15 protein-coding genes are annotated in these 24413 nt (G+C 41.5%); all 15 read left to right on the top strand.

All coding sequences use genetic code 11. The features are described from left to right. The first annotated feature begins 207 nt into the window (after window positions 1–207). The gene (locus BP74_RS15240) at window positions 208–1131 is read left to right on the top strand and encodes a flavin reductase family protein (protein ID WP_496375217.1); all 924 of its coding nucleotides are present in this window, start codon (window positions 208–210) and stop codon (window positions 1129–1131) included. Window positions 1132–1711: 580 nt separating this feature from the next. After that, entirely contained in the window at window positions 1712–2317 is a 606-nt protein-coding gene (locus BP74_RS15245) for an RNA polymerase sigma factor (protein ID WP_496375218.1), read from the top strand. A gap of 89 nt (window positions 2318–2406) precedes the next feature. After that, window positions 2407–3585, top strand: a complete 1179-nt coding sequence (locus BP74_RS15250) for a FecR family protein (RefSeq protein ID WP_496375219.1) — start codon at window positions 2407–2409, stop codon at window positions 3583–3585. 200 nt (window positions 3586–3785) lie between these two features. Continuing rightward, window positions 3786–7223, top strand: a complete 3438-nt coding sequence (locus tag BP74_RS15255) for a TonB-dependent receptor (protein ID WP_496375220.1) — start codon at window positions 3786–3788, stop codon at window positions 7221–7223. Between the two features lie 18 nt (window positions 7224–7241). Next, window positions 7242–8663, top strand: a complete 1422-nt coding sequence (locus BP74_RS15260; RefSeq protein ID WP_496375221.1) for a RagB/SusD family nutrient uptake outer membrane protein — start codon at window positions 7242–7244, stop codon at window positions 8661–8663. A 124-nt stretch (window positions 8664–8787) separates the two neighbouring features. Further along, window positions 8788–9972: a thioredoxin-like domain-containing protein gene (locus BP74_RS15265; RefSeq protein WP_496375222.1), complete on the top strand. Its 1185-nt coding sequence runs from the start codon at window positions 8788–8790 to the stop codon at window positions 9970–9972. Between the two features lie 19 nt (window positions 9973–9991). After that, on the top strand, window positions 9992–11143 hold the full coding sequence (locus BP74_RS15270) for a redoxin domain-containing protein (protein WP_496375223.1): 1152 nt from the start codon (window positions 9992–9994) through the stop codon (window positions 11141–11143). A gap of 43 nt (window positions 11144–11186) precedes the next feature. Next, window positions 11187–12395: a redoxin domain-containing protein gene (locus BP74_RS15275; protein WP_496375224.1), complete on the top strand. Its 1209-nt coding sequence runs from the start codon at window positions 11187–11189 to the stop codon at window positions 12393–12395. 194 nt (window positions 12396–12589) lie between these two features. Then, window positions 12590–13786: a redoxin family protein gene (locus BP74_RS15280; RefSeq protein WP_496375225.1), complete on the top strand. Its 1197-nt coding sequence runs from the start codon at window positions 12590–12592 to the stop codon at window positions 13784–13786. Window positions 13787–14639: 853 nt separating this feature from the next. Continuing rightward, a complete protein-coding gene (locus BP74_RS15285; protein ID WP_496375226.1) occupies window positions 14640–15206 on the top strand; it encodes an RNA polymerase sigma factor in 567 nt (188 codons plus the stop codon). 101 nt (window positions 15207–15307) lie between these two features. Beyond that, a complete protein-coding gene (locus BP74_RS15290) occupies window positions 15308–16435 on the top strand; it encodes a FecR family protein (protein ID WP_496375227.1) in 1128 nt (375 codons plus the stop codon). 162 nt (window positions 16436–16597) lie between these two features. Continuing rightward, window positions 16598–20170, top strand: a complete 3573-nt coding sequence (locus BP74_RS15295; protein WP_496375228.1) for a SusC/RagA family TonB-linked outer membrane protein — start codon at window positions 16598–16600, stop codon at window positions 20168–20170. A gap of 19 nt (window positions 20171–20189) precedes the next feature. Continuing rightward, entirely contained in the window at window positions 20190–21647 is a 1458-nt protein-coding gene (locus BP74_RS15300; RefSeq protein ID WP_496375229.1) for a RagB/SusD family nutrient uptake outer membrane protein, read from the top strand. A 5-nt stretch (window positions 21648–21652) separates the two neighbouring features. Beyond that, window positions 21653–22819 (top strand): redoxin family protein, encoded by a 1167-nt coding sequence (locus BP74_RS15305; protein ID WP_496375230.1) that lies wholly within the window; start codon window positions 21653–21655, stop codon window positions 22817–22819. 18 nt (window positions 22820–22837) lie between these two features. Then, on the top strand, window positions 22838–24238 hold the full coding sequence (locus BP74_RS15310; RefSeq protein ID WP_496375231.1) for a thioredoxin family protein: 1401 nt from the start codon (window positions 22838–22840) through the stop codon (window positions 24236–24238). Window positions 24239–24413 lie beyond the last annotated feature (175 nt).

Consider the following 24413-nt stretch of genomic DNA (forward strand, 5'->3'; position numbering starts at 1 on the left):
CACAGAGAGCTGTTTTTAACACCCCCTGCACCCCCAAATAATAGTAGTAATAATGTTGAGTAAAACTGATAGAATTAAAACAAAGGGTTCCTTTTTGGACGAGCAAAAAGGGACATATATAATTGCCGAAGGCAAAGAAGTGAATAAATATTAAAAACCAATAGCATTTTCTTCCTCCCCAGCCGTCTATATGAAAAAAAAGCCCAAATGGAATTCGACCTCTCAAAACTATCATCCCATGAATCCTATTCCCTCCTCACCAATCTAATCGCCCCCAGACCCATCGCCCTGGTCTCAACCATCGATGCCGAAGGCAACTCCAACCTGAGCCCTTTCTCCTTCTTCAACATATTCTCTTCCAATCCTCCCATACTAATCTTTTCCCCATTACGAAGAATCAAAAACAACACAACAAAAAACACTCTGGATAATGTAATCGCACATCCCGAAGCAGTCATCAACATCGTTACAAAAGACATCGTTGGTCAATCCTCATTAGCTTCTTCTGATTATGATCAGGGAGTAGATGAATTTATAAAGGCCGGCTTCATCAAGCAATCAGCCCGTGTGGTCAAGCCACCCATGGTTTTGGAAGCAAAAGCCAAACTCGAATGTCGTGTCATTGAGATCAAGCCCTTAGGCCATGAAGGTGGCGCCGGCAACCTGGTCATTTGCGAAGTCGTGTACATGCATATCTCCGATATCTTTTTTGAAAATGGAAAATTAGATCCATTAAAATTGAACCTGGTTGCCAGGTTGGGGGGATCCTGGTATTCCGAAATAAACGCAGGCAATTTATTTCAGCTACCCAAGCCGGCAAAGGAACCAGGAATGGGTATGGACAGCTTATTTGGACGGCTAAAAAACCGGCATCATTTCAACCAAAATGAACAGGCCGCCCTGGCAGGTGTCCCTGCAATCCCGGAAAGGAGAGGGGACTTCTTCGATGAAAAAGTTGATGCCATAGAAACCTACGTCAAAGGCACCCGCAAAACCGAACTATTGATCGCATACATCCGCGAACTCCTCGCAGAACAAAATACCGACTCCGCCTGGCAGGTACTCCTAACCCTTGAACCACATCTATGCAAAGAAACGAGCCCACACGAAAACATGGCCCTCAATCTATGATTGAATGCCTGCCATCAAAATGCCTCTCCAACCTAAAGAACTACAAACTACAAACCTCAAACTATAAACTGCCTATGTGCCTATGTCCACTCTATGTGCCTATGTGGTGAAAACTCTTTCATCCTAAGTAATGCCTGCCATCAAAAAGCCTCTCCAACCTAAACAACTACAAATCACAAACTCTCTTTGTGTCCTACGTGGTGAAAAATTTATAGTGAGCGAAGCGAACCATCCTTTCCCCTAAATAATGCCTGCCATCAAAAAGCCGCTCCAACCTAAACAACTACAAACCACAAACTACAAACTATAAACTCTCTATGTGCCTATGTGATGCCCTATATGTCCTATGTGGTAAATTCACAGTGAAGCTAAGAACCTCTCACCCCATAGAAAAAGTTTACACATAAAAACATGGAAGAAAATTTTTCTTATTCTCCTTCGTGTTTCTTTGTGTCTTTGCGTCTTAGTGGCAAAAGGCCTGAGAAAAAACCTTCCCCCTGCACCTCAGTGCCACCTCACCTCCTCGCATCAAGTTCTCTCTTTTCCCTACTTTTATTCCATCTTCACCATTAATAGCTCTATGCCTGGCCCAACATTAATAAGCGAAAAAGAACTGTTACACCAGGTAGCACAGGGTAGTGAATCAGCCTTTACCCAGGTCTTCAACCACTACCGTAAAAAAATATATTCCATAGGAATTGCCATTACCCATTCCCCTGATATTGCTGAAGAGATGGTACAGGATGTTTTCCTGAAAATTTGGTTGAAGCGCAGCGAATTGACCGCCATTCAAAACTTTGAAGCACACCTGTTTGTCATGGCCCGCAATGTGGCTTATGATATATTGCGGCGCCTGGCCACACAGCGAAAGGCCTACCAGCAGCTACATAAGGAAGCACCCTCTTTTGGAAGCATTACAAATGATGCCCTGGTGGAGAAAGCCAATAAAAAAGTATTGCAGGAAGCCATTGATCGACTGTCACCGCAGCAAAAGCAGGTTTACCTGCTCATGAGAGAAGAAGGACTGAAAAGGCAGGAGGTTGCCGACCTGATGGGTATTCAGCCCAACACGGTGAAGGAACACATGGCAAAGGCCCTTAAAAGCATCCGAGCCTATTGTGTCTCCCATCTCGACCTTTTTATCCAGGGACTTTCCATCATTCTTCCTTTAATGAACCGTAAATAAAAAAATATTTTCACTGCCACCCCCCCCCGGCAGCCTCATTGGTGCGTCTTTACTTCTGTGAGGTGAAGATGGGCCGTAATAAATTGAACATGTTAGAACGATTAGCTTTTTTATTTGACCGTTATATTTCCAGGACTTCCACACCTGGGGAAGTAGATGAGTTGATGACCCTTGTGGAAGACCCCCAGAATAAGGAAATGGTCTATTTACTGTTGGACCAGGTAGTTAGCAGGACAAAAGAAGAGCAGGATCTGAACCAGGGATCAGCAGATGCCATTCTAGCTGCCATCTTTAGTGTTGATGAAAAAGAAAAGGAAACGCCAGTAGTTCCAATGCGTTCCCGGAGGAGAGTATGGCTCACAGTTGCTGCAGCGGCAATATTTATTATTCTGGCAGGAAGCGCCATCTGGTTGCTGAATACTAAAAAAGAAGCACCTGTGGTAGCATCCAGACCCAGTCCTGCAGTCGATATAAAGCCGGGTTCTGACAAGGCCATTCTTACTTTGGCAGATGGGCGCCAGGTGATTCTCGACAATGTAGCCAATGGAGCCGTAGCAGACCAGGCAGGCACTAAGGTCATCAAGATTGGAGGATTACTGTCCTACAAGGAAGTAAATGCAACAGAAGTAGTTTACAACACCATCACTGTACCCAGGAAAGGAAAATACCAGTTGATCCTGGCCGATGGCTCCAAAGTATGGCTGAATGCAGAAAGCTCTTTACGTTTTCCCAATGTTTTTTCGGGAAATGAACGAAAGGTTGAGTTAACGGGTGAGGGCTATTTTGAAGTGGCACATAACGAAAAGCAACCCTTTATCGTTCAAAGAGGGCAGGCCGAAGTAAAAGTATTGGGAACGCATTTTAATATCAATGGCTATGAAGACGAACCTTCCCTGAAAGTAACACTCCTGGAGGGAAGAGTAATGGTTAAGAAAAAGGAGAAACTCGTATTCCTTAGTCCGGGTCAGCAGGCATTGGTACAGCCGGCACAGGATAACATCAGGGTGGATTATGATGTAGATACAGAAGAAGTAATAGCCTGGAAAAATGATTTATTCATTTTTAACAGCGCACCCCTTGAAAGCATAATGAGGCAGATTGAACGTTGGTATAATGTAAATGTGGTATACCAGGGAAGCATTCCGCAAGATAGGTTTAATGGTAACATAAGCAGGAACACGAATCTTTCAGAAGTTTTAAAAGTATTGGAATATAGTAATATTCGTTTTAAGGTCGAAGGAAATACCATTACAGTATTGCCTCAGTAAATAAAACAAACAAAATATTTTAAAAGAACTGCACTCAATAGAACAGGAGCGGTTGCAACGCTCCTGTCTGTAAATGAGTTGCTGTTTAACAATTGGAGACTGCTATACATTAACCCAAACAACACAAAACTATGCAATTTTATGGGCAAACAAAACATGCCTTCCCCAGAAGCTTGTTCTCTCAAAAAACTCTGCTGATTATGAAATTCACAGCTGTCATTTTACTGGCTGCTTGTCTGCAGGTAAGTGCCGGAAGTCATGCACAACAAGTGACGCTTTCCGAGCAAAACAGTTCCCTGCAAAAAGTGTTTAAAGAAATCCGGAGTCAAACGGGCTACCAGTTTTTTTACAACACACATCTCCTGGAAAAAGCGCAAAGGGTTAGCATCAATGTAAACAATGCACCCCTTACCAAGGCCTTAGACCAGGTATTTGCCAATCAGCCTCTTGATTACAGGATAGTTGATAAAATTATTGTGGTCAGGGAAAGAAATGAAATAGCGGCAATAGCAGCCACTTCTGTTTTATTTGCCGACATACAGGGTCGTGTAACTGATGAAAATGGCAAACCCTTAAAAGATGTATCTGTTCAAAATAAAAATACCAACGAAGGCACTGCCACCAATGCCAGTGGAGACTTCTCTTTGAAAGCATCTGTTGGCGATATGCTTGAATTTACTTTCGTAGGATATAAAACACGTCAGTATAAAATCCGTTCAGGACAGGCACCCATATTCATTTCCATGGAAGTGGTGTTGGCCCAGATGGATAGCATGGTAGTCATAGGTTATGGCTCTGTACGCAGAAAGGACCTCACAGGTTCTATAGCTTCAGTCAACCAGGATGAAATAAAAAATCTTCCTTTAACCAGTGTCGACCAGGCGCTTGCTGGTAAAGCCTCCGGTGTCCAGGTTATACAAAGCGATGGTTCTCCCGGTGGGGCCACCCGTATCAGGATACGCGGCGGTGCTTCGCTCCTTGGAAGTAATGATCCGCTTTACATTATCGATGGTGTGCCTATAACGGTGCAAAACAAATACGTTCCTAATGAAGCTGAAATTGCCAACCCCATTGAAACTTATTATGGTGAGGATTTTAATACCGTTTCGGGCACGTTTGCCCGTGGGCTTAATGGATTGGCTGGACTCAATATTAATGATATTGAAACGATAGACATCCTGAAGGACGCCTCTGCTACAGCTATCTATGGTTCTAAGGCAGCTAATGGCGTAGTTATTATTACTACCAAAAAAGGTAAGATCAATACCAAGCCTGTACTTGAATTAAATTATTATGCTGGTGTCACCAGGCCATTGAAAGAAAAGGTACTGAACGCAGAGCAGTACAAAATGATAATGAAAGAGGCAGCAACCAATTTAAATGTTGAAAGAGCCAGGATAGGCAGGTCACCCAATGCCACTGCTACAAAGATCGTGAACGATCCAGACTTCTTTGGTTCTGCCAATACAGATTGGTTAGGTCTCGTCTTGCGTAATGGTGTAGCTCAAAATGCAGACATTTCCGTAAGAGGTGGGGGTAGTGGATCCAGGTACTATACTTCCATAGCTTACACCAGGCAAACCGGGACCTTGATTGGTACAGATTTTAACCGTATTTCAGGTAAAATTAATTTGGATAACGATATTACCAGCCGGTTTAAGGTGATAACAAATCTTGATTACGGTTTTACCAAAAACAATATTACTAATGGTATTTATTCCCATGCCTTATTTGCACCACCAACAGAAAGCCCTTACAATGCAGATGGTACATTCTCCAATTTTGGCTTGCTGAATTCAGCCTACCAGGGATATCAAAATCCTTTGGCTCTGGCTTCAGGCATCAACCAGGCAAAAAATGCTTCATTATTGGGATCATTAGCTGGAGAATACGCTATTTTAAACAACCTGAAATTCAGGTCAGTAGTATCAGTGAATTATGGCACCTATAATCAGATTAACTATGTCCCCAGTTATGTAAAAATCAATTCATTTTATGGAGCGGTCAGTTCCAATGGTGGCACCGGCGGACAGGCAAATACACAATCACTGAATACTTTTTATGAAAATACGCTTACCTGGGATAAAGAATTTAATGCCGATAACAGGTTAAACCTCCTGGCTGGTACTTCATGGGAAAAGTTTCGTTCCAGTTTCTTCTCAGCCAGTGGTTCAGGCTACCCGGATGATAATTTCTTAAATAACCTGAATTCAGCGGCTATCCCTGTTTCAGTAAAAGGTAGTAACCCTGCTGTGCAAAATGCGCTTTTATCCTTTTACCTCAGGGCCAATTATGCGTTGAAAGAAAAATATCTTTTCACTTTCACCGGCCGTTCAGATCAATCTTCCAAGTTCCCATCTTCCAATCAAATAGGTTATTTTCCTTCCGGCGCCGTAGCCTGGCGTATTTCCCAGGAAAATTTCCTGAAGAGCGTTAAATGGATTGATGAAATAAAACTCCGGGTAAGTGCAGGACTTACTGGTACCCAGAATATAGGTGATCATTTGTTCCGCACATTATTTACCCCGGTAAGTTATGCAGGTTTAAATGCTATAATACCATACCAGTTGGGTAACAATAAAATTAAATGGGAACAGACACTGCAAAAAGATCTCGGTTTAGATTATTCTCTGTTTCATGGTAAACTTCGCGGCACCTTTGGTTATTACGAAAAAACCACTGATGGTCTCCTGTTAAATGTATCTACTGCTCCCAGTTCTTCCTTTGATAATGTTATCCTGAACATCGCCAAAATTCGCAACCGCGGACTGGAAGCTGACATCCGCACTGATGTATTAAAAGGAAAAAGATTTGGCTGGTCGGCAGCTTTAAATATTTCCAGGAATATTTCTAAAGTATTGGATATCCAGGGTGGTCCTTTTTCAAATCCCAACGATAGGGATGCATTGAACCTTGGCACCAGCATTGTGAAAGAAGGTGAACCTTTAGGTTTATTATATGGCCGTGTTTCTGAAGGTATTTTTAAAACTCAGAAAGAAATAGACGAATACAATGCGGCTTTCTCCTATGGTTCCATTTTTGCTCCCTATCTGAACATTGGTGACCAAAGGTTTCAGCTTGACTCCAATGCCTTTGGACCTGGCATTGCTTACTATTCAAATGGTATTATTGGCAATGCTACACCCGACTTCTACGGAGGCCTTACCAATATTTTCAGCTTGGGTAACCTTGAGTTGACAACATTATTTACATTTTCTTATGGCAATGATTTGATTTACCAGGCAGATGTTGCCAATGGCACTGTAGATAACCTGGCTAATCGCGGAGTAGCCATATTAGGTCGCTATACACCAGAGAATACTGATAGCAAGCGTCCACGCTTGTTATATGGTTCACAGTTTAGGCCATTGAGCAACGATAATGTATATGACGCTTCTTACCTCAAATTAAAATCGCTCAGCCTTTCTTATACTTTGCCTGGAAAGCTGTCCGATCGTTTGAAACTTAAAAATGCTTCCTTCTATTTATCGGCTACCAATCTTTTTACCATCACCAGTTACCCCGGGCTTGATCCGGAAGTAAGCGATGATCCCAACAGCATCATTGGTGGCGGCCGTGATATAGGTAGCTATCCCACTTCTCGTGCCTATACATTGGGAATTCGCATTGGATTGTAAACCATTTAAAAAATTAACATGAAAAAATTGATTATAAATATGCTGGTAGTGGTGGTTGCGCTTGGCAGCTTCCCGTCCTGCAAAAAAGAATTGAATGCATTGCCGGATCAGGCCAAGGTAGAAGGCAACGTCATTGTAGATCAAAGGAGTGCAGAAGTGGCATTGAATGGAGCCTATTATCGTTTTGCCAATGTAAGAGATAATTATACCACAGGGCTGCCCGGCACCAATTGGACCTATGACCATGAAATTTATTCTTCTTCTATGGCTGGTAATATCGTTTTCTACCAGGGGCCCTATCTGGGAGGTGAAAACGATTTTAAAGCTGAGAGTTATGAAAGTGCAGATGTTTGGAGAACAAGTTACAACCTCTTGAATGCTGCAAACAGTGTAATCAGTGAGCTCGAACCATTAAGTTCATCAAAAATTAATGAGACCCGGAAAGCTGAAATTCTGGCTGAAGCTCATTTTCTCCGTGCATATGCGCATTATACATTGCTTAGCTATTTTGGAGAATTTTATGATGTCACCAGTAAGTATGGGGTTATGCTGCGCAAAGAGCCTGTAACAGTTTCCAACATAGCACAAAGCAGGAGTACCGTGCAGGAAAGCTATGATTTTATTATAGCCGATGTGGACGATGCCATTGCTCATATTAAGGACGGTAATCCAAACTATTTTGCCTCTAAATATGCCGCCATGGCATTAAAAATGAGAATACTCATCAACCGCGGCGGTCCTGGTGATTATGCTGAGGTCATCAACCTGGCCAACAATATCATTACCGGTGGCTCCTATAGTCTGGAACCAAATCTAAAAGACATCTTTAAAACAAAAGGGCTTGCCAGTAAAGAAATCATTTTGGGAACTAAGCCATATCCTGGACAGCCTTCAGAACTGGAAGCTTATTATTACAGGGGTGGGTATCAGTTCTATGCCACAGATTCATTGGTGAGTTATTTGCAAAATGATCCGCGCCTTGACTGGATGATTACGGTTGATAATAATAATCCATTCATGAATTATACCAACGCGTTTTCAAAATATTTGGGCCCGCAGTCTGAATCAAAATACGCTTTTAGACTTTCAGAAGTTTACCTGCTGAAAGCAGAAGCTATCGTTCGCTCAGGTGGTAGTCTGGCAGATGCCAAAACAATTGTGAAAGAGATCATGGCACATGCTGGTGTTACCAATTTTTCCGCTATAGATAATGCATCATCTACAGATGAATTGCTTGTTGAAATATATAAAGAAATTTCTCGTAATCTGGTAGCAGAAGATGGCGCAGACTGGTTTGCACTATTACGGTTGCCTTTTAATACTGTAAAGCAGATTAAACCAACCATTCAGAACAAATTTCAATACATCCTCCCGATTCCTAAAGCCGAACACGATAAAAATCCTGCTATTGGCGAACAGAACCCGGGGTACGGATGGTAGCAGCTCGTTAATATAGCTGGTTATAACATGTTATGTAGTAAATCAATGTTCCTGATCAGGACAGCTATACCTGCGTTTATCGTAGAATGTAGCTGTTTGATCAGGTTATCCAATACTGTTTAATATGATCAATAGGATTGTAATGAATTATTTTCTTGCATCTTCTGTTCTGCTCTTATCTGTCACAACCATTGCGCAGCAAAAATCAAAAGAACAGTTTGTTCTGAAGGGTACAGTGCTGAACCAAAAAGAAGGATGGATGTATTTATCATACACAGATAAAGATGGTAAATACATACGTGACAGTAACGAAATAACAAATGGACATTTTCAGTTCAGGGGTTTTGTCAGTGAACCAACCATGGCTTACTTCAATGGCAAAATGGCAAGCAGGAGTATGGATGATCCAAACACTACTTCATTTTTTTTGGAACCGGCAGATATGAAAATTACAGTTAGTGTAAATGATTTTAAGCATGCCAGGATCACCGGCTCTAAAACTCAAATGGAATATGAAGCATTACAAAAACCCTTAAATAAGCTGAGAGACCAATGGAAAGTAGTGTTTGATACCCTTTCTGCAGTAAACAAACGAAGTAATGCCCAATTCCAGGAGTTGAAAAACTGGGTATTAACACCATACCACGCAGAGGAAAGCAAAATTTACAGCGCATTTTTAAACAGCCATCCCACTTCATATGTGGCACCTCTTGTTTTGCGTTCCCTGGCGGCAGATTTATCAACCGAAAACCTGGTCATGCATTACAACCGTTTTCCGCAACCGGTGAAGAACAGCAGTTTTGGTAAATCCATAAAACAGGAATTGGAGAGAAGAAAAATCGGTGTGCCGGGTACTATGGCCACAAATTTTGTCACTGCAGATATCAATGGCACAAAGCTCAGTCTTGCTGATTATAAAGGAAAATATGTATTGCTCGACTTCTGGGCCTCCTGGTGTGTGCCCTGCCGTAAAGGCAATCCACACTTACTATCATTATATGCTAAGTACAAAGACAAGGGGTTTGAGATCATAGGTGTCTCAGACGATGACCGGAACCATGAAGCCTGGAACAAAGCGGTGGAACAGGATAAAATTGGTGTATGGAAACATGTGCTAAGAGGCTATGACATGGACAAACGATTGAAAGGAGAGAAAAATGAAAATGATATCAGTGACCATTTCGGCATTTCTACTCTTCCTACAAAAATATTGGTTGATCCCAATGGAATGATCATCGGTCGCTATGAAGAGGGTGAAGCAGATGATAAAGCCATGGATAAAAAATTCTCTGAATTATTCGGAGGTTAAAAACTAAAAATCAAAAACGATGTTTAAAAAAAGAATATTGCTTCTGGCAACAATCCTATTTGCCGTACTGGCTTCATTTGCTCAGGAGGTAAAATTTATAGGTACTGCCAATAAAAAATATGACGGTAATAAAATTGTACTGTATAACCGTGCTACCGGGGATCATGATTCAGCAGTATTGAAGGATGGTAAATTTCTTATCACGGTACAATTTAAAGAGCCCACACGCTATCTTTTTTACAGCGATTTCCAACTCAAAAACAAAGGGGGCTATTCTCCATTTGGTATTTTGATTACAGAACCCGGCTCTGTCAAAATAGCGGCAGATATCGAAAACTTTTCCAATTCAAAAATTAAAGGAGCAAAGGAGAATAACCTCTTTAACAGTTTTGCCTCGGTGAGTAATAAAGCACAATCTGAGTTAATGAATAAATTAACCAGTAAGTACGGCGAAAAATTGATTTATAACCGCAATCCTGATACCTCGGATGCCAGGTACAAACAATTGATGCAGGAATACACTGAACTAAGTCAGGCCAATCAGCAAGAGGAGCTGGAGCGGTTGAGAAAATTCCTGAAAAAAAATCCGAACTCATTTTCAGCAATGTATTTATTGGATGGTAATGCCCGCACAATGGAACTGGCTGAAGTGGAAGCTTTGTATGCCTCGCTTTCACCAACATACAAAGAAACCAAAACAGGTAAATCTTTAGCAAATGGCATTGAAGCCCGCAAAATAACAGCCATCGGCAAAATCGCACCTGATTTTTCTCAGCCCGATACCTTGGGAACTGTTGTGAAATTATCTGACCTCCGTGGTAAATATGTCCTCCTTGATTTCTGGGCTTCCTGGTGTGGACCCTGTCGGGCCGAAAATCCAAACCTGGTAAAAACATACAACAGGTACAAGGATAAAGGCTTTACTGTGCTGGGTGTTTCCCTGGACCAGCCGGGTAAAAAAGATGCATGGTTGGCAGCCATTCACAAAGATGGTCTCACTTGGACCCAGGTATCCGATTTGAAATTCTGGGACAATGAGGCAGCCACGTTATATGGAATTAAAGCCATTCCTTTCAATCTCCTGCTCGATCCCTCAGGAAAGATCATTGCCAAAGATTTAAGAGGAGAGGAGTTAGATAAAAACCTGCAGAAATACCTCGAAAATAATTAAGCCTTATTCCCCTCAAAAAAGAACAATGATTAAAATTCATATCATGCTCACCAGATTGATTGTTTTAACAGGCCTGGTAATGATTACCAGCCATATTACAGCACAGCCAAAGCCATTTACCCTCAGTGGAAACATAAAGGGACAAACAGGTCCCTATATTTATATGAGCTATGCCGATGATGAGACTAACACCCGGATAACCGATAGTTCCCGGGTTGAAAATGGACACTTCTCTTTTAAAGGCAAATTGAATGGCACTACACGTGTGATTATGTTCACTGATAGGCAAACAAGGTCATTTGATAATTACCTGGAGTTGTTCCTTGTTCCCGGCGATATGAAGCTTTCGCTGGATAATAACAATTTCCGTGGAGGTGCCGTTTTGAAAGGCTCCCCGGTACAACTGGAGGCTGATGCGCTATCCAAAGCTAAAGAGCCTGTAATGGTACAACTAAAACCTCTGTCAGCAGCTTATGAAAAGGTGGGCAACATATATAGGGAAGCTATCAAAGCAAAGAAAGATGAAGCCACACTGGAATCTTTAAAAGAGGCAGCCAACAAAGCCAAAGATGCTATGGATCCCTACTACGAACAGATGGCAAAGATCGACCGGGATTTTATGGACAGGCATCCTGCTTCCTATGTAACGGCTTCCTTGCTGCGTTATAAGATCAGCAGCATGCCCTTGCAGGAGGGTATAGAACGCTACTCAAAGCTCCTCGATGAAATTAAAAGCAGTGGTTTGGGTAAAGAGATAAAAAAAGAACTCGATGGTTTACAAATGGGCTCACCCGGGGCTACAGCATGGGTATTTGCGTCTAAGGAGCTCAGGGATTCACCTTTAAGCCTGCAGGATTACAAGGGAAAATATGTGTTGCTTGATTTTTGGGCATCATGGTGTGTGCCTTGCCGCAAAGGCAATCCGCACTTGTTGTCTCTCTATTCAAAATACAAAGACAAAGGACTTGAAATTATAGGGATCTCCGATGATGATAATAACCCGGACGCATGGCGAAAGGCCGTAGAAAAAGATGGCATCGGCGTCTGGAAGCACGTCTTAAGAGGCCTGGATATGAAAAAAAGATTAGCAGGCGAAAAAAACGAGTCTGATATCAGCCAGTACTATGGCATTCATTCCCTGCCAACCAAAATTCTGATAGATCCAAAAGGTATCATCATCGGCCGTTATGGTGGCGGTGGTGAAAATGATGAAGCAATGGACAAAAAATTTACAGAGGTCTTTGGTGACTAGATCAATATTTTTTTAAACCTATTTAGAAGCCATGCTTAAATGAAGTATTTAACTACCGGTATAGTATCAAACACATTCGTGTTCAATAAAATCAAAACATTTCTGTTTGAGGTTTTTGATTTTATATGTTTTCTATTCGAAGAAGACGAAATCAAAAAACCATAACAAAAAACTAACTCAATAAAATAAATACAATGAATAAAAATAACCTGGTCCTGCTTGGTTCATTATTGCTCCTATTCAGTTGCAATAACAGCCAGTCCCAAAGCGATAATGATGGTTATATTATTAAGGGCACCATTAAAGGAGTACCAGAGGGAATGATAAAACTGGTAACCAATAATCAGGATGATCGTACCTCGAAGACTATAGATAGTGTAAATTTTAAAGACGGCGCTTTTGAATTAAAAGGCAAAACCGAAACACCGCAAATGGTTTCTGTCATTATTGAGCCGGGCAACTGGTCATTCCAGGTATTTTTGGAAAATAAACCTTTGACCATTACGGCCGACACTACCGGATCTAGCTATTATGACTATACAATGTACGGTAGCACCAAAGGCGCAATGATCAAAAACTTCACGGAAACGGGCTCGCCGAATTTTGATGCCTGGACGAAATATCAAAAGGATCCTGGTCAAAAAAAGTATGAACCTGTATTTGCTGACCTTGGCAAAAAAATTCAAACCACAAAAGATATTGATCAGCAATACCGGTATAGGGACCAAATGGATTCAGTGAGAAACCTGCTCAATGCCTGGAAAGCAAATCAGGTAAAAACGTACATTGATAAAAATCCTTCCTCTGTAGCCGGGGCCTATATGCTCAGCGACCTTTACACCTGGTATACCGATCTGCCCATAACAGATATGCAAACGATGTTGGAAAGTTTCAAGGGAGAGGCTAAGCAATCTATATATTATAAGAGCCTTGAAAACAATCTGGCTAAAAGAAAAGCTGTAATGCCCGGAAGTACAGCTCCTGATTTTACCCTGCTCAAAAGAGACAGCTCAAAATTCACGCTCTCCTCCACAAGAGGAAAATATATCATGATTGATTTTTGGGCCAGTTGGTGTCATCCTTGCCGCAAGGCCATTCCGCATTGGAAAGAGGTGTATGCTAAGTACCACGATAAAGGTTTTGATATTGTTAGCGTTTCCGACGATTCCAAATGGAAGGATTGGTTCAAAGCAATGGACCAGGAAAAAATGCCCTGGACACAGGTTTGCGATGAGTTCCCTGTAAAGAATATGCCTGCACGTGTAGGATCTTTGTACATGGTTCATTACATTCCTTTTTATCTATTACTCGACAAAGAAGGAAAGATCCTCGTATACTCCAGCGACGAATCCAAAATTGATGAGAAATTAAAAGAGCTTTTCGGAAGCTAGAAAACCTATTGGTGTGGCATTATTTGCGTGCTGATCGCTGCGGCAATTTGCCGTTATGGAAATGACATTACATCGCCAGCGTGTCTCGGTTGCCAGTATGGCAAGCTGACTCGCGGGTTTCCATAAAGTTAAGTTTGTATCACATGAAGATTCATTAACTTCTCCCAGGCCAACCACAATGCAAAAACACTTCGAAAATACAGACTGTTCCAGCGCCTCATTGCGGATATTCGATTCCTCTGCCCATAATAATCCGAAGCCCTCCCTCCGCAATTCAGCGCCTTCAGCCTTCCCGCATATCACGTCTTCAATGTAAAGCCTAATACCATCCATAGGAAATTGCCACTGTAAATGAAAGATTGTAATTAATGAATGCTGCCTCCTGTAGTAAGGACTATTGTGCGCCAGCCCGGCAAAGCGGCGGTCCCGCAATGGCGGGATGGTTCCTTTTGGGGCAATGCCAAAAGGAACAATAAAAACTTGCCGAAGGCTAACATCCCATCCCTAACCTTCGATAGAAGCGAACCATTCTTATCATACTATGAAATGTCTGCATCAAAATGCATCTCCAACCTAAAGAACTACAACCAATGAACTCTCTCCGTGCCTATCTGTGTCGTATTGTCTCCGTGGTTCAATTTCCCAGGTGAGCTTGCGAACCAACCTTCGCGTTCCTTCCCGTCTTAGCGCCTTCGCGGCAATTTATCTCTGTGCTTCTCAGTGCCTCCGTGTCCCCGTGGTTCCTCCCTCGTTGCAAGCCTGCGCCGCAACCAAACCCATTCACCAAACTTTCCCTAATTTTAATTCCAATATCTTTCCACAAATGCCCCTGCTTCAAAACGAAACGACCCTCATGCATCAGATGATCCTTGGCGATGCCGACGCCTTCCGCCAGATCTATGAAGCTTACCAGAAGCAGGTCTATACATTCGCTTATTTCCTTACCAAATCCCAAAGCGATGCCGAAGAAGTAGTGCAGGAAATATTCGTTCGGCTATGGGAGAAAAGAAGCCTCCTCACAGAAGACACAAAATTGCTGGCCTATATCAAGGCCATGACGCAAAATCATATTACCAACACCTTCCGCAAGGCCGCCCGCGATAAAACCTACCGGGAGCAGATCTTCCGCAACATGGCTGCACTGCAGCAGGTCTCGGCAGGAGAATTAATGGAAGCAAAGATCAGTAAGATCTACCAGGAGGCGCTTATGAACCTGTCGCCGCAGAAAAGGATCATTTTTACCCTCAGCAGGCATAAAGAGATGACCTATGAGGAGATAGCCGAAAGGCTGGGATTATCCAAAAACACGGTACGGAATCACATGACAGAAGCTATTAAATCTGTCAGGGATTATGTCGAAGGTCATCCTGATGTTTCATGCCTGGTTATCGCCATTATGCTATCCGGAACCCGGAGGTAAAAAAATTTTTACAAGTCCACTGGTACTTTCTTCTTCATTGATTGTTCTAAGCATAGAAGCACCCTCGGCATGAGCTTGAGTGTTCTGTAAATCAATAGATTGTGGCAAGCGAAAGACTTGAATATTTATACCGTCAATATACTGAAGCGCAGGCTACCGAAGCAGAGGTAGAAGAATTTTTTGCATTGGTGGAAAAGGAAGGTGAGGGTGCTGTGTTTCAAAATCTGTTGAGCAACACCTGGGATGAGTTGCAGGCTGCCAATGAAAAACTGGAACAATCAAAAGCCAGGGTCATTCCGTTGTACAAAAGGTGGGCCTTCCGTGTGGCGGCTGCCGCTATATTTATTCTCCTGGCAGGTGGAACCATCTGGCTGGTGAATACCAAAAAAGAAGTACCAGTGGTGGCATCCAAACCCGGTCCTGCTGTCGATATAAAACCGGGTTCAGACAAAGCCATTCTTACTTTGGCAGATGGCCGCCAGTTGATTCTTGACACTTTAGCTAATGGAGCGGTAGCTGACCAGGCAGGTACCACGGTCATCAAACAGGGTGGGCAATTGTTGTACAACCAGGTAAAAGGCTCCGAGGTAGTTTACAATACCATTAAAGTTCCCCGCGGAGGACAATATCAGTTGATTCTCGCCGATGGCTCCAAAGTATGGCTGAATGCAGAAAGCTCTTTACGTTTTCCCAATGTTTTTTCCGGAAATGAACGAAAGGTTGAGCTGACAGGAGAAGGCTATTTTGAAGTAGCGCACAATGCCGGGAAGCCATTCCATGTACAGGTAAATGACATGGATATAAAGGTGTTAGGTACCCATTTCAATATTAATAGCTATAACAATGAACCTTCATTTAAAGTTACATTGTTGGAAGGCAGGGTGATGGTAAAGAAAGGGGAGAAGTTCATTTATCTCAATCCCGGGCAACAGGCAGTAACCACATCTACAGGAAATGATTTAAGTATACAAAACAATGTTGATGTTGATGAAGTAGTGGCATGGAAAAACGGAAAGTTTTCATTTAACAGCTCAGATATTGAAACCATCATGAGGCAGGCGGCAAGATGGTATGATGTGGATGTAGTTTATGAAAGTAAAACAGATGAAACTTTTTCAGGAAGTCCATCACGTTTTGAAAACATATCACAGCTTTTAAAAATCCTGGAAGCCACAGGTAAAGTGCAATTTCAAATTAAAGGCAAACAGGTAATTGTAAAAGCAAAATAAATATAAAAAAAATGCCGGAAGTGCTGTAACACAACCGGCGTGTGAGTGCCCAATAAAAACTTCTGACATCTTTATTATTCAACTCAACAAATCAAAGGTATGCATTTGACTGCTTTTTGCAATGGTGAAAGGTTTATGCTGGTAAAACCAATTCACCGCTTTTTGAAAACGAGGATTTTTTTGCTTATGAAGCTGACCTCCATTTTACTCCTTGCTGCTTTTATGCAGGTAAGCGCTGCCGGGTACAGCCAGCGTGTCACCATTTCTGGTGAAAACCTTTCGCTCAGGAAAGTGTTTGGCGAAATTGAAAAACAAAGCGGGTATTCCTTCTTTTACTCCGACAAAGACCTTCGCAAGGCAAAATTGGTTTCCCTCCATGCTCAAAATATTGAGCTGCTTCAATTGCTCAATCAAATTTTTCAGGGACAACCACTTACTTACAATATCATTGATAAAACTATTGTTGTAAAAGAAAAAACCGGGGAAAACTTTCCTTCCGACGCCAACGCAGCAATTGATGTAAATGGAAGAGTGATTAACGAAAAAGACGAAGGCCTTGAAGGAATTACAGTGAGCGTTAAAGGCACTCAGAACGGAACAGCAACAGATGCTGCGGGAAACTTCTTGTTGCATAATGTCGATCAGAATGCTACATTGGTTTTTACCGGTATCAATGTTGAAAACAAGGAGATTTCGGTCAATGGAAGAAGCAATCTCAACATCATCCGGCTGAAAATAAAAATCAGTCTGAATGAAGAAGTGACCATCACTGTTAACACCGGTTATCAATCATTATCCAAAGAAAGAAGTGCAGGGTCTTATTCAAAACCAAATCTTGATATTGCAAAAAACCGGTCAACCAGTATGAACATTTTGCAAAGACTGGATGGATTGGTGCCGGGATTGACTATTAATAATGCCCCCAATTCAGAAACAATTTTGATCAGGGGCCTTTCCTCCATCAACGGCAACAGGGCGCCTTTATATGTGGTTGATGGAATTTCAATGAATGATGTTAGTTCCATTAACCCGCAGGACATTGCTGATATCACGGTTTTGAAAGATGCTACAGCCGCCTCTATCTGGGGTGCAAAAGCATCGAATGGGGTTGTAGTGATAGTTACAAAAAAAGGATCTGCAGATGAAAAAATTAGAATAAACTATGATGGCTTTATCAATTTCAATGGTAAGCCCGATCTTAAATATATTCCTGTATTAAATAGTCAGCAATACATACAGTCTGCAAAAGAAATTTTCGATCCTGCAATTTTCCCCTGGACCACTGTATCTGCATTCACCAACACCGGATCAATTGGTGTGCCTCCGCATGAAATGATTTTATACAACCAATACCGGGGATTGATTTCTGCTGCTCAGGCCAACAATAGTTTGGACAGCCTTGCATCTATAAGAAATAATCAACAAATTGGGGACCTCTGGTATCGCAATGCTGCATTGAGAAATCATACAATTTCATTAGCGGGCGGCGGTAAAGTGCATTCATTTTATGGATCACTCTCTTATACCGGTAATCAATCAAATAGACCCGGTGAAAAAAATAATACTTATAAAGCCAACCTTCGGCAGGATTTTAATTTAAACAAACATTTGCAGGCTTATTTGATCACCGATCTTACATCGTCCAATAGCAATTCACCGAGAAACATAAATATTGATAATAGGTTTTACCCTTATCAATTGTTCCAGGACGCTAATGGAAATAATCTTTCGGTTCCCTATATTCAATACCTGAGCGACTCAACAAGAATGGCATATCAAAACCTCAGCAGGATCAATCTTGATTACAACCCTTTAAACGAAGTAAACTACGGATACACTAAAAATGACGCCTTGCTGAACCGCCTTATTGGAGGGGTAACAGTAAAATTCATCAAAGGTTTGAGATACGAAGGCGTATTTGGGTATATCAAAGGCAATAACAAAACAACAAATTTTGATAATGCAAACGCTTATTTAGTCAGGAGTGAATTGGTTCAGTTCACGGTGGCTCCCAATACATCTTCAACCCCTGTTTATTATTTACCTTCTACAGGTGGAAGGTATAGTGTTGCTAATTTAATGCAGCGCAATTGGACAGTACGCAATCAAATGGTCTACGACAATTCATGGAACGATAAGCTCCATCAATTGGTATTGTTGGCAGGACAGGAAGCGCAGGATCAATTAACAAATACCAACGCAGGTACAGTTAGGGGATATAATGAATTGCTTCAAACTTATGGCGCAGTTGATTATGCCACGCTTTCCACAACTGGTGTTCCATCTCCGGTCATGGTGAACAACATTGGCAAAAGTATTTTGATTACAAATCCTTTTAGCCAGACAGAAACAGAAACAAGGTTTACTTCATATTATGCCAATGCGGCATACACCTACAAAAGAAAGTACTCTGTCAATGGCAGCTGGAGAATTGATAAGAGTAATTTGTTTGGTGTTGACAGGTCAGCACAGAATAGACCCGTTTGGAGCTTTGGCGGTAAATGGATTGCTTCTGATGAAAGTTTTTTGAAAAGCGCTTATTGGTTAAATAATCTGGCGTTGAGGGCAACCTATGGCATCACAGGAAATTCACCATCTCCCGGCCAGGCAGCATCATTTGATATTCTTAGGGCCGCATCAAATAGTTTCTTTCCGGGAGGGGTGGGGTTAACCATCAACACACCAGGCAATGCTAAACTCACATGGGAAAGTACTGAAACCATTAATCTGGGCCTGGACTTTAGCGTATTAAAAAACCGTTTATATGGAAGTATTGATGTGTATAGAAAAAATACCAGCAACCTCCTTGGAAGTTTATCGGTAAACAGCTTCACAGGTTACAGCTCCATCTTCGGCAATTTTGGTGATCTTCAAAACAAGGGTATTGAGCTGAGCCTTACTTCAACCAATGTTTCCAATAAAAGCTTTTTATGGCAAACCATTTTTACTGCTGCTTATAATAAAAACATCATTACAAATTTGGTTTCTGCTACACCTGTTACCACGGGAGAATTAAAACTGCAGCAGCAATATCTTACCGGCTTCCCCGCATTTGCCGTTTTTGGTTATCGTTATGCAGGTTTGGATACTCTGGGTGATCCAATGATTTATGTAAATGATAAAACAGCAACAAAGGCAAGAAATGCTGCCACCCCAAATGATGTAGCATATATGGGAACCTATCAGCCGGTATGGAGCGGCGGTTTGTCAAATATAATCAGCTACAAAGGCTTTGGTTTGAGTGTAAATGCTGTTTATAATCTTGGTAATGTGATGAGAAGAGATGTGAACCAGTTTTATACAGGAAGATTAATAGCTACAAATGCTTCAATAAGTCCTAATGCTTTTACAACGGGCAATGTGAATGCCGAATTTGTTAACCGCTGGAAAAAGCCAGGTGATGAACAGGTAACTATAGTTCCTTCTTACGTAAGTAATGCCAGCCTTTCTTCTTCCAGGCGGGATGTTACCTATTATACCAAGGCCGATTTGAATGTAGTAAGTGCCTCATACATCAAGCTTCGTGATGTTACCCTTTCCTACAGTTTGCCGAAAGCCTTCCTGGATCGCATTAAAACGAACAATATCACCTTCCGGGTTCAATTATCAAATCTGATGCTATGGAAGGCCAACAAATATGGAATCGATCCGGAATTCCAGGATGCGTTTTATGGTATCAGGAACGTTCGGTCCAATCAACAAACAATTACAGTGGGTGCTCACGTTACACTCTAAACACACAAAATTGATCATCATGAAAAATATTTTCACTCATAATAAGCTATTGCTGCTGGCGCTGGTTATGTTGACAGCATCATGCAGGAAGGATTTTTTGGAGATCACACCCAAAGGCAAATTAATTGCACAAAAAACCTCTGATTACAATCTGTTATTTAATAATCTCGATCTTATAAATATGGCGGCTTTTGGTTCTCCTGGCCTTGCGCAGGTTCCCATGGGCGACGAAATTGCGGCAGTGGACCAATACTTTAATGGTGCAGCGTTAAGAACGCAGCGCCTGTTTCGATGGGATGACGTGATCTATGAACCTGATCAGGATGCAGAGGAGATGGCTGTAACAATGAAAAACATATATACCTACAATAAAATCATTAAAGAAGTAATGGGTTCCGCTGAAGGAACGGACCAGCAAAAAAAATCCTTGCAGGCAGAAGCATTAGCAGGAAGAGCCTGGACCTATTTCTTATTAATTAATTACTATGGAAAACCTTATTCATCTGCTTCTTCCACCGATCCCGGGTTTCCGATTGTTACAGAAGCGGATGTTACTACAACAGCATTTACCAGGTCTTCGGTAAAAGATGTGTACGATTTTATTGTCAAAGACCTCAATACTGCCATCCCTGATTTGCCCCCTCTCACACATCGTTTACGAATGTCAAAAGCTGTTGCTGAAGCACTCCTTGGAAAAGTATATGTTTTCATGGGTAAGTACAACGAAGCTTTGCAACAATTGAATGCAGCATTTAATGATTTAAGTTCTTCCTCTATACCTGCTGTATTGTATGATTACAATGTCACGCTTTCAACGGGTGGTTCTTTTCTTCCTGTTGGCATGTTCGGGCCATCTTATCCTGCGGTCATGAACAATACCGAGAATTTGTACGCAAAACAGTTTGTTAATTTCTGGACGTTCACGAATTCTGAAATAATAATCAATACGCAAACGGTTGCTTTATATGGGGCAACAGATTTAAGACGGAAGTTTTATTCGGCCACTGCTTTTGGCAGCACAACACCTTATCCCAATGGAATGCTGCGAAGACTGGGCCCAATTGCTACACAATTTGGAATGGTCTTGCCCGATATGTATTTGCTCCGTGCAGAATGTAAGGCCAGGTTAAATGATTTAACGGGGGCAAAAGCAGATGTTGAGGCTTTGCGGCAAAAACGGATGCCAGCTGTTGATGCTGAAGTTCCTGCTGCCATTGCAACTGACCAGGATTCATTGGTCAGGTTTATTCTGGATGAACGTATTCGTGAATTTGCGGTGGAAGGTTTCCGTTGGTTTGATATGAGAAGATTGTCTGTTGATCCGCAATTCAGTTCAACAATTGGAACTACTCACTATTTATATTCTAATACAACCGGTGCTGTATTATCAACATTTACATTAAAGCCTGAACGTCTGGTGTTGCGCTTTCCACAAAAAGTGATCAATCAAAACCAGGGCATGCAGAACAACCCCTAATAATTATGAAGAAGTCTTTTTTATTGCTCCTATGCCTCGCAGGCATATTGGAATCGTACGCTCAAAATGAATTTACCGTGAGAGCCAGGATTAACAATCCAAACCACTACACTGTTTTCCTCGCCTATCTCAAAAATGGAAAGTTTGCGGCTGACACCAATTACATTATGGAAAATGGTTGGTATGTTTTTAAAGGCTCTGTTAGTGAACCTGTAGTTGCCAGTTTTGGTTTAAGGGGTAACCCGGCCTTGTCAATTCCAACGGATAGAGGAGGATCTATTCCCGGACCTGCACTCTCCTTTATTTTATCAAATGATGTGATCACTATTAAAGGTGATGCCAATACAGTTTATAGGTCAACTGTGAAAGGCGGTAAAGCCAACAGGGAATGGAATAAAATCAGGAAGCAGGAAAATTTTTATACCGCTAAAACATGGAACCTTCTCAGGGAAGAGTATGAGCACAAACTATCGGATGCTGATTCGGTTGAAAAGAAAGAAAGAGTTGCGGCCCGGCAGGAGGTTGCAAAAAAATCTATTGAGCTTAGGCGGAATTTTATCAAAAACAATCCACATTCAATCGTTAGCATGTACTTCCTTTCCAACGAAGTGAATGATTTAAGTTTAGATGAATTAAAAGCTGTTTATGATAAGCTGGACAATAAACTTAAGAGTTCTGTGTTTGCCACCCGTATTGCTCAAAAGATAGAAGGCATGGAAGCAACAGCTGTAGGAAAAGAAGCAGTTCCTATCAGTAAAAAAGATATGAACGGTAACCAGGTCACCCTGCAAACACTCAAAGGCAAATATGTATTGATTGATTTTTGGGGGAGTTGGTGTGTGCCCTGCAGATTGAGTCATCCCCATTTAAAAGAACTGTATTCAAAATATAAAGAGAAGGGATTGGAAATCCTGGGCGTCGCACAGGAGAATGGTATAAGTCAGGAGGCAAACAGGAAAGCCTGGCTCGATGCCATTGAAAAGGATGGGATTGACTGGATACAGGTGTTAAACAATGAAGGAATTGAACAGTTTGATGCCGTTAAATCCTATGGTGTAACTGCTTTTCCAACCAAAGTTTTATTGGATAAGGATGGAAAGGTTTTGGCAAGATATATAGGCTTTGGCGGAAATGATCTGGATAAAATGCTGCAAAAAATTTTTAATGACTAATTAACCTTGAATTATTTTATGAAATACTTTTTCTCATTCTTACTAATAGGCTGCTTTTACACAGTATGGTCGCAGGAAGGAATCAGCTTCGAGTCCGGGGATTGGAAAGCTGTTTTGTCAAAAGCAAAAGCAGAAAACAAGCTTGTCTTCATTGATGTCTATACAAGCTGGTGCGGCCCTTGCAAAAAAATGGCAGCAGAAGTTTTTCCCAAAAAGGAAGTTGCAGACGTTTTCAATGCATCTTTTGTAAATTATAAAATTGATGCCGAAAAAGGGGAAGGAGTGCAGATTGCAAAAACATTCAGTGTGCATGCCTATCCAACATATTTGTTTGTAAATGGTGATGGGCAATTGGTTTATCGGTTAACTGGTTATAATGAACCAAAGCCCTTTTTAGCTCATGCAGCTATTGCATTAAAGGAGAAAGATGATCCTAAGCCATTGGTGATGTGGAGCAAAGAATATGAATCAGGTAATAGGGACAAGCAATTCTTGGCTGGGTTTTTAAAAAAGCGGGCAACCCTCAAAATGCCCTCAGCTGAAATTATTGAGGATATTACTCCATTATGCTCCCCTGAAGATCTTAAAAACAAAGAGTTTCTGTCTGCAATTTTGTATAGCGATGAGAATATTGAATATGTGCCCAACGGAAAATTCTTCAGCTATGTAACGGCTCATTACAGGGAATTGGATTCATTGCTGGGCAAATCAGCAGGATACAGTCTTCGTTTAATGGAAAATGGGATAAGAAGTTATTTTAATAAAAACATAGTTGCCAACAGTAAAGAGAATATGTTGCCGGTAATCATTGATGCAGGCCAAAAACTTTCCCGGCTATTGAATGAAAAGGATGTGAAAGCCACTTCACGAAGATGGAGCCTGAATTATTACAATAAGACAAAGAATGAAAAAAAGCTGATTCCTGCAGCAATAAATTACGTAAACAATGGCTTGATGAAATTGGATATAGCAGGAATGATTGCTGCTGATGAAGCAGATTATAAAAAATTTATGGAGCCTTACTTATCCGGGCAGAAGGATTCAACACAAGTTGAGAATTGGGAATTTATGAAAATGTTGAGAAAGCATATCAGGATGGTAAACATTTCGTACCAATTGCGTGATGCTGCCGAAGCGGTGTATTATAATACAAAGAATGTAAGGTATTTGTCAATGGCGGCTCATTGGGCGGAGAGAGCCCAGGGTTATTTTTCTCACTTTTCAACCAAAGCGGTATATGCAGGCTTGCTATATAAAGCAGGCGAAAAACAAAAAGGAATACAATTGATGTCGGAGGCATGCAATGATAATATTGTTAAATCAAATCCGGGTTTTCAAAATTTGCTTCTGTCTAATGTTGATAAAATGAAAAACTCCATTGACCCGGAAAATCTGTGGTCTTTGCAACTAAGGCAATAACTGCAATATCAAAATAACCAGCCCCCTTTTTAATTTTCAACATACCTGAAAAATTATTCAGCATGCCCCTCAATGTCCTTTCATGCCCAATGCTCACCGCTCCGTTACAAGCTTGCGTCGCACCTCTTTGCATCCTTCTGAGTTTCCATGGTGATTCTGCGAAACCCTTTGCGCC

Source organism: Flavisolibacter ginsengiterrae DSM 18136 (assembly GCF_059568575.1).